Raw genomic sequence first — 13029 nt, forward strand, 5'->3', positions numbered from 1 at the left:
TAACGGGTTTATTAAAGCTGCGTGCCCCACAAATCGTGCTCATCGGCGTTTTCAATTTCAACCTCGATGATATCGCCGGGATTCAGGTCGCCGCTGGGAGTGATATAGACGCAGCCATCAATCTCCGGGGCGTCACCTTGCGTGCGGCCGATGGCGCCTTCATTCTCCACGCTATCGATGATGACCTCGACAGTTTTACCGATTTTATCCTGTAGCTTGGCGGCGCTGATTTCGGCCTGAATTCCCATGAAATATTCGAGTCGCGCTTGCTTTACTTCTTCCGGCACGGCACCGGGCAGTTCGTTGGCGGCGGCGCCTTCCACCGGCGAATAGGCAAAGGCGCCGACACGATCGAGGCGCGCTTCTTCGATGAAATCCAGCAATGCTTCGAAATCTTCCTCGGTTTCGCCGGGGAAGCCGACGATGAAGGTGCTGCGCAGCGTGATGTCCGGACAAATTTCGCGCCAGCGATTGATGCGTTCCAGAGTGTTTTCGATGTTGCCCGGACGTTTCATCGCCTTGAGGATACGTGGGCTGGCATGTTGCAGCGGCACATCGAGATAAGGCAGGATTTTGCCCTCCGCCATCAATGAGATGATTTCATCGACATACGGATAGGGATAGACATAATGCAGCCGCACCCAGACGCCGAGATCACCCAAGGCGCGGCACAATTCCGTCATTCGCGTTTTTAGCGGTCGCCCGTTCCAGAAACCGGTGCGGTATTTGACATCCACGCCATAGGCGCTGGTGTCTTGCGAGATCACTAACAACTCTTTAACGCCGGAGTCGACGAGATTTTCCGCCTCTTGCATCACGTCGCCGATCGGGCGGCTGACTAAGTCGCCACGCAGACTTGGGATGATGCAAAAACTGCAACGATGATTGCAGCCTTCGGAAATCTTCATGTAGGCGTAATGTTGTGGCGTCAGCTTGATGCCTTGTGGCGGAATCAAGCTGGTGTAAGGATCATGTTGCGGTGGCAGATGCTGATGTACAGCGGTCATCACTTCTTGATACGCATGTGGTCCGGTGACGGCCAGCACGCGCGGATGTGTCTCCTGCACGATGTTGCCCTTGGCGCCGAGGCAGCCGGTGACAATGACTTTGCCATTTTCCGCCAGCGCCTCGCCGATGGTCTCCAGTGATTCTTCAACGGCGGCATCAATGAAACCGCAGGTATTGATCACCACCAGATCCGCATCCTCGTAAGACGGTGAAATCTGATAACCCTCGGCGCGGAGCTGAGTGATGATTTGTTCGGAATCGACCAGGGCCTTGGGGCAGCCAAGACTGACGAAACCAACTTTAGGGGCGTGTGCTGACATAATGGGAGAAAACCGCGAGTTGAAAGTAAGGCATTGATCGTAAAACGCTAATTCTACCCTAAACTCGGGGTGGGCGAAATGCCGAGTAGTAGAAACCCTAGCGATATGAACAAGCTAGGACGATATATAAAGGGAGAATCGCTGGTATACTGCGCCGCTTTGACGGGCTGTGGCCAGTATCCAGCCTGATCTTTGAGGGGACTGAATGTAATGAACCAGGAAATCTCATGACCCGCGCCAATCTGATTATCTCGGTAGCGGTCGCGGCGTTGCTGATCAGCATTCTCGCGCTAATGAACCGCCCTGAACCTGAGCCAACATGGCCCGCAAAAATCAGCGGCTTCTCGTTCTCACCCCTCCGTGAAAATCAGGATGCCTTGCGAGAGATTTACCCCACGGTAGAGGAAATAGATGCTGATTTGCAGTTGCTGCAAGGCAAGGCGAAGGCCGTGCGCATCTATACGGTAGCGGGGACACTGGGTGAGATCCCGGCGCTGGCAGCGCCTTATGGGTTCAAAGTGACGGTGGGATCCTGGGTGGATGGTCGCCTGGAGAATAATGAAACCGAGTTGGCCAAGGCGATCGAGATCGTGAACCAGCATCCCAATGTCAATCAATTCATGGTGGGCAACGAAGTGATGTTGCGGGCAGATGTTTCCAAGGCACAATTAATCGACTATCTGGAGCGGGCGCGAAAAGCGGTGAAGGTGCCGGTGAGTACGGCGGAACCGTGGGATGTCTGGATACGTAATCCTGATCTGGCGCAGCATGTGGATTTCATCTCAGTACACTTGTTGCCGTACTGGGAAGGGTTGCCGGCAGAGCAGGCGGTAGGTTATGCCCTCGATAAGGTGAAATTACTCAAAGCCACATTTCCCAATAAGCGAATTTTGATCGGCGAAGTGGGCTGGCCGAGTAATGGCCGTAACCGATTGAGTGCAGTCGCTTCAGAATCCAATGAGGCGATTTTTCTGCGGCAGTTTCTCAATCAAGCCGAGAAAAAGGGTTACGAATATTTCGTGATGGAAGCCTTCGATCAACCCTGGAAACAAAAAACCGAAGGTTCAGTGGGGGCCTATTGGGGCGTTTATGATGTCGATCGGCAGCCTAAATTTGAATTCGATAAACCGATCGTTAAGACACCCGAGTGGCGAATTCTTGGGGTGATATCGGTCGTAGTGGCCGCGATTATCCTGACCTTCTTTTTTGCAGACAGCTCCAAACTCAAAACCACAGGCCGCAGTTTTCTGGCCATTGTCGCCTATGCCGCCGCGAGTGCCGCTGTCTGGATTGTGTACGACTATACCCAGCAATACATGAGCTTTGCCACGGTAACCGTCGGTGTGTTATTGATTGTCGGAATGATCGGTGTCGTGTTGGTGCTGTTGATCGAGGCGCATGAATGGGCCGAGGCGCACTGGATACGCGATCATCGGCGTGCGATTTCGATAGATCGTGAGTCGAATGAAGAATTGCCGATGGTTTCGATACATGTCCCCTGTTATAACGAGCCGCCAGACATGGTGATCGAGACGCTGGATGCCCTGGCGCAGCTTGATTATCCGCACTATGAAGTCATTGTTATCGATAACAACACCAAAGATCCGGCAGTGTGGCAGCCGGTAGCGGCCCATTGCGCCAAGCTCGGTGACCGCTTCCGGTTTTTCCACGTAGATCCGCTGGCCGGATTTAAGGCTGGCGCGCTCAACTTTGCACTGACGAACACCGATTCTGAAGCCGAGATTATCGGTGTGATTGATAGTGACTACACGGTCGATCCGAATTGGTTGCGTGATTTGGTGCCGCAGTTCCAGAGACCAAGCATGGCGATTGTACAGGCGCCACAGGATTATCGCGACGGCGATGCGAGTGCATTCAAGGCGATGTGTTATGCCGAGTATCGTGGATTTTTTCATATCGGCATGATTACGCGTAATGAACGGAATGCCATTATTCAGCACGGCACGATGACCCTGGTGCGGCGTAGCACTTTAGAAGAAGTGAATGGCTGGGGCGAGTGGTGTATCACTGAAGATGCCGATCTTGGGTTACGTATCTTCGAGCACGGTTATGAAGCTAATTATGTCGCCAAGAGTTATGGCCGAGGCGTGATGCCGGATACGTTTACTGATTTCAAGAAACAACGTTTCCGTTGGGCCTATGGTGCGATGCAGATTCTGAGGCACCACGCCGGCGAGCTGTTCGGGGGTAAGAAAACGCATCTTAATTCCTGGCAAAAATATCATTTTATTGGCGGTTGGTTACCATGGGTTGCCGATGGCATGAATTTGATCTTTAATCTGGCGGCGCTAGCCTGGTCATTGGCGATGATTATTTCCCCGCATCATGTGGATCCGCCGTTGGTGATGTTCTCGATGTTGCCATTGGCGTTTTTTGTCTTCAAGATTGCCAAAATGATTTACCTCTATCGTTCTCGCGTAAAGGCGAGTGTGGCACAGACAATATCAGCGGCGATGGCGGGATTGGCACTGTCGCATACGATTTCGCTGGCGATCCTCAGTGGCCTGGTCACGAAAAGCAAACCATTTTTCCGGACGCCGAAATTGGCGACGAATCAACGACTGCTCAAAGCCTTGGCGGATTCGCGTGAAGAAGGGATTTTGTTGCTCGCCATCTGGGGCTCTGTGATAGGACTCTTTTTTCGCCAAGGAACGGGATCTCTGGATTTGTTGTTGTGGGTGATTGTAATGCTGGTGCAGTCGATTCCTTATCTGTCGGCGGTATGGGTGTCGATGATTAGCGCCTTTCCCGGTATCCCTGCGCGCTGGGTGGGGGATGCGCGGTATCCAGATACGCCAGGCCAACAGAGTTAACAGGCAATTCATGTAGGGGCGATGCATGAATCGCCCCTACGGTTTAGCGGGTGTTGGGTGAGGCGCCGATAAGTTGTTCAGACAATAGCCGGTGGGTGATGGTGAGTGCATCACGCACAATCACTCCCGCAGCGCCGTGGTAGTAATGCAGATTGCACTTCACTGGCGCGAGAAGGTTGTTCCGGTCCTGCGTTTCAAAGCCGGTCCAGGCAGCAATCGGCATATCATTCATACTGCGATCGACGCAGACCCATGAATCGTTATCAATGAGCATATCGATGTTGCGCTCGTTGATGAGATCCAGGCGTATGGGATTGGAAAGCCGGCGTAAAGCGAGGCGGATCTGATTGTAATAGATGGCCTCAATCTGGGTCGGGAAACTGGAGAAGATCGGTATTTCTTTCAGGCGCCACATCATGTGAGTTACCTCCATGGTTTTGCTTCAATAAAATCAAAGCATTATCCATGCCATAATCAGGCTATTTATCCTGGTCTAGGTAAATATTCGGCTATTCAAGAAATTAGACGTGTGCTTAACGATAGGGTTTCTTCCTCTAAATAAATAATTGACGCATTCCGCAATGAATTGCACCGTTTTCTGTCACTTGGTCAAGTTCGCAAACAGCAGCGGCAGTTTTTCTGGCAGCCGTTGCACATGGTCAATCCCATGGTCAATCACAGTATAGTTATTGCTGCCAAAAATGCGCTTAACGTAATTATCAGCATTCGGATCCAGTGTCAGGCAGTAGCTCATAATGCCTTTGGAGTAGAGTTCCGCCACCGCTTTTTTGGCATCGTAGCGTAGGTGTCACTGGGTAGTGATGAGTAAATCGATATACTGAAATAGTAAATTGTGTGACTATTAAGTGGTTATTATTTTAATAATTAACTTAGTGATTTAATTGAATTAACGATAAACGAAGCCGCTCAAGTAATCCCTTGAATTGCCCGATACACCTTCAATATTCGAATGTTTGCGCAATAATTGAAGGGAGAGAGATAGTGAGTACATTTCTGTCGCCGGCGATAGCGTTGATGGATCGCCTGTCATATCAAAAGAAAATGGCGATTGTCGCCATATTGTTTCTGATCCCCCTGAGCGTGACCACCTACCAGGTGATAAAAGTCTCTAGTGACACCATTAGCGCGGCACGGTCCGAGCAAATTGGGATCACGTACATCAAGCTGCTAAGGCAGTTTCAACAGCACGTTGCCGAACATCGTTATCTCTCGAGCGTGGTTTTATCCAACAAAACCGATGGAGATAAACTCTCAGAAAAAAACAGCGAGATTGAGGGGGATATCAAGCTCATTGATGAAGCTACACAGCAAAACGAGAATACGCTAGGCGCAGCGGCTCAGTGGACAGGAATAAAATCATCCTGGGAGAAGTTAAAGTCATCCACCAGCATGAGCGTCGAGGAAAGCAAAAAAGCGCATGATGCGCTCATCCATGACGTAATTTCATTATACGGTGGTCTTAGTGCATCATCCGGATTGATTCTTGACCCAAGTCTGGACGCTATTCATCTGGTATTGGCGCTAACCACCGATATTCCCAAGGCCGCTGAACATGGTGGACAGGTTCGTTATTATGGAATGGTGTTTCTTACCGCGAACCGTGCCCTCACATTTAATGAAAAGGCGCAGATGTTAATTGACTTTGAGGGAAGCGGAATGGCCTTGGAGGCGACTGATGACGAGATTCAGGCAACATTGAAAATCAGTCCTGATCTGAAAGAGCTATTGAGTGGCCCGTTGGAAGGGGGCATTAAAAATAATAGCCAGCTTTTGGGTGTAGTTAAGAAAGAGATACTCGATGAAAATTGGAATATTACCTCGCAAGAATATAACGCCATGGCAACCAAGGCGGTAAACTCCTACTTTGCATTGTTCGATGTAACGGGCCAAGCGCTTGAGCAGCTGCTAAATGCTCGGTTGGCACATGAACAGCAAAAGCGATTCTTGATCATTGGACTAGTGATCAGCTCGCTGGCAGTGGTGCTGTATTTCTTTATGGGCTTTTACCGTTCATCTATGCAGTCAATCGGTAATTTGGTGACAGCGTCTCAACAAATAAGCGATGGCGATTTATGCGCCCGCATCAAAACTATTTCCGGTGATGAGCTGGGTGCGGTGGCCAAGACGTTTAACAACATGGCCGAGAAATTCCGTTCCATTATTCAGCAGATGGCCACCACCAGCACTCACCTAGCGACAGCTTCAGAAGAGTTGTCCAGTGTTACCCAGGAGAGCAAGGCAGGTGTGCAGCAACAACAAAATGAGTTTACTCAGTTGGCTACGGCAATCACTGAAATGTCTGCAACCATTCAGGAGGTGGCACGTAATGCTGCCGAGGCTGCCTTGTCGGCTGAAAAGGCTGATAAAAGCGTGGTTGATGGCCGGCGCGTGATCAAGGATACCATGGATGCCATTAACAAACTTACTGCGCAGGTAGAGTCTGCTACGGGAGTGATCAATAATCTGGCGAAGGAAAGTGAAAATATCGGCGGTGTCTTGAGTATTATCGATGGTATTGCCGAGCAAACTAATCTACTTGCGCTAAATGCGGCGATTGAAGCTGCGCGTGCGGGCGAACAGGGGCGTGGTTTTGCCGTGGTGGCTGACGAGGTACGTACCTTGGCGCAACGAACCAAGGATTCCACCCATGAGATTCAGCAGATGATCGTAAAATTCCGTTCAGGTACCAGTGAAGCGGTAAAAGTAATGGAACAAAGCTATCGTCAGTCGCAGGACGGCAGGAATTTTGCCGAAAAGGCAGGGGCATCTTTTACAGAAATCACCAGCGAGGTTAACAAAATCAGCTCGATGAATCAGCAGATAGCCACTGCCGCAGAAGAGCAAAGCAGTGTCGCCGATGAGATCAACCGCAATATCCATAAAGTCACCGAGATCGTCGATCAGGTGGCTGCGGGGACAGAGCAGATTGCCGCTGCCTCGGAAGGGTTGGCCAAACTGGCTGCCGAGTCCCAGTCTGGGGTTGCACGGTTTAAAGTGTAGTAAATTATTTTGCAGGGTAGTAGGAATTCGGTGGATGTGTTGCTATATTTTTTGTTGGGGTATGGCAGTAATCAAGATAGTGCAAGGTGATGATCATTGTTTTTAAAAAGGAGATATAAATGAAAAAGCTCGTCCTGTTCTGCTTGGGGTTAACATTGTCGGTGGGTGCTTCACTGGCGAATGCTGGTAGTTGTGAGGTTCATTATAAACGTACTGCTTGTAAAGGCCAGGAAGCGACTGCCTACCGCAAGTGTAATGGCGAGAAAGAATGTAATAAAGACCATGACGCGGATTCGGTGGCGGCATGTCAAGACTTGGCAGTTAAGGCCTGTGCTAATGATCGATTCGATATCACCAAAAGCAAGGTCATAACCGCCAAATTCAATGGCAAGGCAATTAAATCCGCATCAGGGAAAGACGATTTTTGTATGGACTACGCCAACAAGGCAACTGAGTTCAATCAATGTCCAGAAGACAAGAAATAAGCTAATTTAACTGCGTTTGTTTGAATACAAAGCCCGGACACGTTGCTTGTCTGGGCTTTGTATTTACTTGGTCAGGCTTGCAAACAACAGAGGTAATTTTTCTGGTAGTCGTTGCACATGGTCAATCACAGTATAGTTATTGCTGCCAAAAATGCGCTTAACGTAATTATCAGCATTCGGATCCAGTGTCAGGCAGTAGCTCATAATGCCTTTGGAGTAGAGTTCTTCCACCGCTTTTTTGGTGTCGTAACGCAGGTGTTGTGGGTCACGCTCGTCAATGTCCGCTGGCTCACCGTCGGTGACGATTAATAGCAGCTTCTTGCGTTCGGGTTGTTTAAGCAGGTGTTGTCCCGCATGGCGCATTGCGGCGCCCATCCGTGTCGAGAGCCCGCCCTTCATTCCCGCCAGCCGCGCTTTTGCTTCATCATCGAATTTTTGATTGAAGTCCTTGAAGCGAAAATACTGCACGTCGTGACGGCCATCGGAGGCGAAGCCATGGATGGCGAAGGGGTCGCCAATGCCGTTGATCGCGGTGGCGACCAGGGTGCAGGCCTCGCGTGTCAGCTGCAGGATCGATTTATCAGTATCGGCGACTAATTCATTGGTCGACTCGGAGAGATCAAGCAGGACTACGACGCACAAATCTCGACTTTTGATCACATTGCGCATGGTAATGCGGGGGCTGGGTTGTTCACCCATGCGGATGGCGATCATGGCGTCAATGGCGGCGTTGAGATCGATCTCATCGCCATCCTCCAGATTGCGCATTCGCTGCACGCCTTCGGGTTGTAGCATGTCGATAATCTGCTTGATGCGAAATGCAATCGGCTTGTGTTCGAGCAAAATCTTCTCGATGTCTGCCGGATCCCCTTTCTTGGGACGCCGCTCAAAAACGGTGGTCCAATCCGGGCGGTGCAATTGCACCTGATAATCCCATTCCGGATAGCGATAGGGGTCGGAGATAGGCTCCTTGCCTTCCAGTTCATTGATGGTGCAGCCTTCATCCAGATAGAACGGCGTCGATAGCGTCCAGATTTCCTGTGCGTCGTCTCCCGCCAGTTCGCAATCCACCTCGTTGACCATCTCCATCAATGACATGCGCTTACGCACTTGCCGTGACTGACCGGGGAGCGCTGCACCATCAGCCCAGGACAGTTCTTCAAATTCCCAGACGAAACGGTTGTCGTCGCGGTAAGGAATGCGGATCGATTGCAGGATGCGCAGGCTGGGCACCTCCCGTCGCACGGCAAAGAGGTTGTATAACTCCAGTCCCATGTGCCAGGAGAACTGGTTGTTGTCTTTGTTGGCGTCGATATTGGCGTGGAATTTTTCGGCGAAGGTGTTCAACTCAGCATCATCCGATTTTACCGTGGCGTCGAGCAGCATGTGTGCAACATGCTCAAGGATTTCAGTCGTATGATGTTCCAGGGTGCATTCATGCTGCAATGACAACATCCGCTTCCACAGCTTCTTCAGACCGGGGAAGGCATTGGCGGCCTCATATTCGACGCGGGCGTCTTCAAGCAAGCCGATGAAGAACATCTGCGCCTGACTCAATTGTTCGGCTGAGATCGCGTTGCGGGTATAACAGATGTGTGCCGCCAGATGGGCAACGATGGCGCGATACACATCGATGCCGGCGATATCGCCAATATTATCGACGGCGTCCGGCAGATGAATGACGTGTTTTTCAATATAAGGGCGGAAACCTTCGTAATCGGCCGCCGTAGGCCGTAGAAAAAAATCCCGGCCCCAGAGTGCCCGCATGTAAAAATTGAGTTTGCGCTGATTATCGATAAACAGTGTGCCGCGGCGTTCCTTTTGCAACACGGCCAGACTGTCTTGAGTCTGGAGGCCAAAATAGGCCGCCTGAGCCTGGAGATTGGTGCGATAGGCTTCGGCGCCGAAATTTGCCCAGCGCTTGAGGCCGGACAGGGTGAGTTTTGATAACAATGCATCGAGTTGCGACAGCATCGGGCGCAAGCCGCGCGGCGCCTTGGCTGAAATCTGGTGAACCAATGCCAGATAACCGCGCAACAACTCGGGATCGCCGAGGCGACGTGCAGCCGTCGGCAGGCTGTTGAAGAGCAGGGCGATGATCTCGCCGGAGGTCATGGAAGATAATTTCAATGCAGCATGCAGACAGTCGTTGATGATGTCGTCGCCGCACTCTTTCACCACCAATGGCATTTCTTGAAGATAGGCTATGACCAATTCTTTGCCGCGACCGAGATTGATGAGTCCTTTGCCACCATCAAGATAAGCTTGCAGGCCGGCAGGCGACATGACGCGCGCGGCTTCGTGGAAACTGCCTTCCAGCACATCCCTGATCTCAGGCGATGCTTCAGTAAACTGTTCCCTGTAATCGTCGAAGTTAATGCTCATCGTTGATTCCCGTTTGTAGGGTGCGCTGCGCGCACCGGACATTGGTGCGTGTAACGCACCCTACATTTATCCAAAAAACGTATTTACTGCGGCATCCAATGTATCGCGCATATCCGGATCGTCGGTCAGTGGTCGGACCAGCGTCATGCTGCATGCGGCAACGGGGTTAACTCCCTTGGCAATCAACTGACCTGCATATACCAACAGACGGGTCGAAATGCCTTCGTCCAGGCCGTGGCCTTTGAGGTTGCGGGCACGATGCGCGATTTGCACCAGCTTGTGGGCGGTATCTTTATCGACATCCGTTTCCTTGGCCACGATTTCAGTTTCGATGTCTTCGGTCGGGTAGTCGAAGTCCAGCGCAGCGAAGCGTTGTTTAGTGGATTGCTTCAGATCTTTCATCAAGCTCTGATAACCGGGGTTGTATGAAATCACCAACTGAAAATCCGGATGTGCTTCGATCAGTTCACCTTTTTTGTCCAGCGGCAGGTTGCGGCGATGGTCGGTCAGTGGATGGATGACCACGGTAGTGTCCTGCCGCGCCTCAACCACTTCATCGAGATAACAAATGGCGCCGATACGCGCGGCCGTAGCCAGCGGGCCGTCCTGCCATTTGGTGCCATCTTTGTCGAGCAGGAAGCGGCCGACCAGATCTGAGGCGGTCATGTCTTCATTACAGGCGACGGTGATCAACGGTTTTTTCAGTTTCCACGCCATGTATTCAACAAAGCGCGATTTGCCGCAACCGGTCGGGCCCTTGAGCATGACGGGCATGCGGACGCTGTATGCGGCCTCATATAAACCGACTTCATTGGCGACCGGACGGTAGTAAGGTTCTTTTTTGACTTGATATTGCTCGAGATTACTTTTACTCATGGTGATTATCCTTTGGCGGTTTGTCTTCTATAATTAGTGAGACAAAAAAAGCCCCTGGGCGGAAACCGGCCAGGGGCTTTTGATTACAGCTCGACCCGACCGAACTTATACAGCTTTACCGCGGAATACCACCATCTCGGCACCCTTGGACTGATTAAAGTTGTTGTAGCCGACCAGACGCACGTGGTTGTTGGGGTGCGCCTTGTGGCAGGCTTCGGCTTCAGCCAGGATTCTGTCCACGTTGGTTTCGCCAAACAGCGGCAGCTTCCACATGTACCAATAATGGTCGAAGGCGTTTTCCGGCTCGGAGTGCTCAACGGCCGGGTTCCACCCTTTGCTGACGATGTACTCCACCTGCTTGCGGATCTGCTCTTTGGTCATGGCGGGCAGATACGAGAAGGTCTCAAATTTCCGGCTTGAGGCATCGCTCACACTGGATTTGTAGTCTTGCATTTCGCTCATTGTCTTATCTCCAAAAGTTTTGTTTCAAATTCGAGTTTGGTGTTGTTCACGTTTTATATTGGGTTAAAGTGCGGGTTTGTAGGGTACGCTGTGCGCACCGAATATTGGTGCGTGTAACGCACCCTACATTTAACTCCGCACTTCGATCCGCTACTTATGTGCCACGTCCAATTTATCTACAGTATCGAATTCGAACTTGATTTCCTTCCAGGTTTCCATCGCAATCTTAAGTTCAGGGCTGGCTTTGGCCGCTTTGGTAAGAACGTCCTTACCTTCCTTCTCAATCGCGATCCCCTGGTTGCGAGCTTCGACGCAGGCTTCCAGCGCGACGCGGTTGGCGGCGGCGCCAGCCGCGTTGCCCCAAGGGTGACCCAGCGTACCACCACCGAATTGCAGCACGGAGTCGTCACCGAAGATGTTGACCAGTGCCGGCATGTGCCAGACGTGGATACCACCGGAGGCGACTGGAATCACGCCAGGCATGGAGCCCCAGTCCTGATCGAAGAACAAGCCGCGTGAACGGTCTTCTTTGATAAACCGGTCGCGCATGGTGTCGATCCAGCCCAAAGTGGCTGCACGATCGCCTTCCAGCTTGCCGACCACGGTACCGGAGTGCAGGTGGTCACCACCGGACAGACGCAGCACCTTGGTCAGTACGCGGAAGTGGATACCATGATGCGGGTTACGGTCCAGTACGGCGTGCATGGCGCGATGGATGTGCAACAGCATGCCATTGTTGCGGCACCAGTTGGCCAGGCCGGTATTGGCCGTCAGGCCGCCGGTCAGGTAGTCGTGCATGATGATCGGCGCGCCCAATTCCTTGGCATATTCGGCACGCTTGTACATCTCCTCCGGTGTGGGCGCGGTCACGTTCAGGTAGTGCCCCTTGCGCTCGCCGGTCTCCGCTTCGGCCTTGTGGATGGCCTCCATAACGAAATCGAAGCGATGGTTCCAGCGCATGAAGGGCTGGCTGTTGACGTTCTCGTCGTCCTTGGTGAAGTCCAGACCGCCGCGCAGACACTCGTATACGGCGCGGCCGTAGTTCTTGGCGGACAACCCCAGCTTGGGTTTGATGGTGCAGCCCAGCATCGGACGGCCGTACTTGTTCATGATGTCGCGTTCGACCTGAATACCTTGTGGCGGTCCGCCGCAGGTCTTCACGTAGGCGATCGGGAAGCGGATGTCTTCCAGACGCAGGGCGCGGAGGGCCTTGAAACCGAACACGTTGCCCACCAGCGAAGTCAGCACGTTTACCACCGACCCTTCTTCGAACAGATCGATCGGGTAGGCGATGAAGGCGTAGAAACAGGTGTCGTCGCCCGGCACGTCTTCGATGGCGTAGGCGCGGCCCTTGTAGTAGTCCAGGTCGGTCAACAGATCGGTCCACACCGTGGTCCAGGTGCCGGTGGAGGACTCGGCCGCAACGGCCGCAGCGACTTCTTCACGCGGTACGCCGGCTTGCGGGGTGACCTTGAAGCAGGCCAGGATGTCGGTATCCAGCGGGGTGTAATTCGGCGTCCAATAGGTTTCGCGGTATTCTTTCACGCCCGCGTTGTAGGTCTTAACTGCCATGGCAGTGCTCCTTGATGGTTGGTGTAAATCGTCAGCCGCTTCAAACTTCTTCACCACTGAGACCCT

The 13029-nt window shown here is 52.1% G+C and carries 10 protein-coding genes; 3 read left to right on the forward strand and 7 right to left on the reverse strand.

What is annotated here, in order from left to right; all coding sequences use genetic code 11:
- Positions 1 to 11: 11 nt before the first annotated feature.
- Positions 12 to 1328, reverse strand: coding sequence for a 30S ribosomal protein S12 methylthiotransferase RimO (rimO, locus tag HY272_05135; GenBank protein ID MBI3772063.1), 1317 nt, complete (start codon positions 1326 to 1328; stop codon positions 12 to 14).
- A gap of 227 nt (positions 1329 to 1555) precedes the next feature.
- Between rimO and HY272_05140 the strand changes: the two genes are divergently transcribed.
- On the forward strand, positions 1556 to 4162 hold the full coding sequence (locus tag HY272_05140) for a glycosyltransferase (GenBank protein ID MBI3772064.1): 2607 nt from the start codon (positions 1556 to 1558) through the stop codon (positions 4160 to 4162).
- 43 nt (positions 4163 to 4205) lie between these two features.
- Here HY272_05140 and HY272_05145 read toward each other — a convergent pair whose 3' ends face one another.
- Positions 4206 to 4580 (reverse strand): hypothetical protein, encoded by a 375-nt coding sequence (locus tag HY272_05145; GenBank protein ID MBI3772065.1) that lies wholly within the window; start codon positions 4578 to 4580, stop codon positions 4206 to 4208.
- A 183-nt stretch (positions 4581 to 4763) separates the two neighbouring features.
- Complete coding sequence (locus HY272_05150; protein ID MBI3772066.1) at positions 4764 to 4943, reverse strand: hypothetical protein; 180 nt, start codon at positions 4941 to 4943, stop codon at positions 4764 to 4766.
- 221 nt (positions 4944 to 5164) lie between these two features.
- Between HY272_05150 and HY272_05155 the strand changes: the two genes are divergently transcribed.
- Together HY272_05155 and HY272_05160 are read left to right on the forward strand one after the other, a co-directional pair.
- Positions 5165 to 7183, forward strand: coding sequence for a methyl-accepting chemotaxis protein (locus HY272_05155; protein ID MBI3772067.1), 2019 nt, complete (start codon positions 5165 to 5167; stop codon positions 7181 to 7183).
- A 119-nt stretch (positions 7184 to 7302) separates the two neighbouring features.
- The gene (locus tag HY272_05160) at positions 7303 to 7668 is read left to right on the forward strand and encodes a hypothetical protein (GenBank protein MBI3772068.1); all 366 of its coding nucleotides are present in this window, start codon (positions 7303 to 7305) and stop codon (positions 7666 to 7668) included.
- Positions 7669 to 7731: 63 nt separating this feature from the next.
- Here the strand turns inward: HY272_05160 and HY272_05165 are convergent, their stop codons facing one another.
- The 4 genes from HY272_05165 to HY272_05180 form a co-directional block, all read right to left on the reverse strand.
- Entirely contained in the window at positions 7732 to 10053 is a 2322-nt protein-coding gene (locus HY272_05165) for a VWA domain-containing protein (GenBank protein ID MBI3772069.1), read from the reverse strand.
- Positions 10054 to 10119: 66 nt separating this feature from the next.
- Positions 10120 to 10929, reverse strand: coding sequence for a CbbQ/NirQ/NorQ/GpvN family protein (locus HY272_05170; protein ID MBI3772070.1), 810 nt, complete (start codon positions 10927 to 10929; stop codon positions 10120 to 10122).
- Positions 10930 to 11034: 105 nt separating this feature from the next.
- Positions 11035 to 11391 (reverse strand): ribulose bisphosphate carboxylase small subunit, encoded by a 357-nt coding sequence (locus tag HY272_05175; GenBank protein ID MBI3772071.1) that lies wholly within the window; start codon positions 11389 to 11391, stop codon positions 11035 to 11037.
- A 150-nt stretch (positions 11392 to 11541) separates the two neighbouring features.
- The gene (locus HY272_05180; protein MBI3772072.1) at positions 11542 to 12963 is read right to left on the reverse strand and encodes a form I ribulose bisphosphate carboxylase large subunit; all 1422 of its coding nucleotides are present in this window, start codon (positions 12961 to 12963) and stop codon (positions 11542 to 11544) included.
- Positions 12964 to 13029: the final 66 nt, after the last annotated feature.

It is taken from the genome of Gammaproteobacteria bacterium (genome assembly GCA_016200485.1).
Classification (GTDB): Bacteria; Pseudomonadota; Gammaproteobacteria; order Tenderiales; family Tenderiaceae; genus JACQEP01.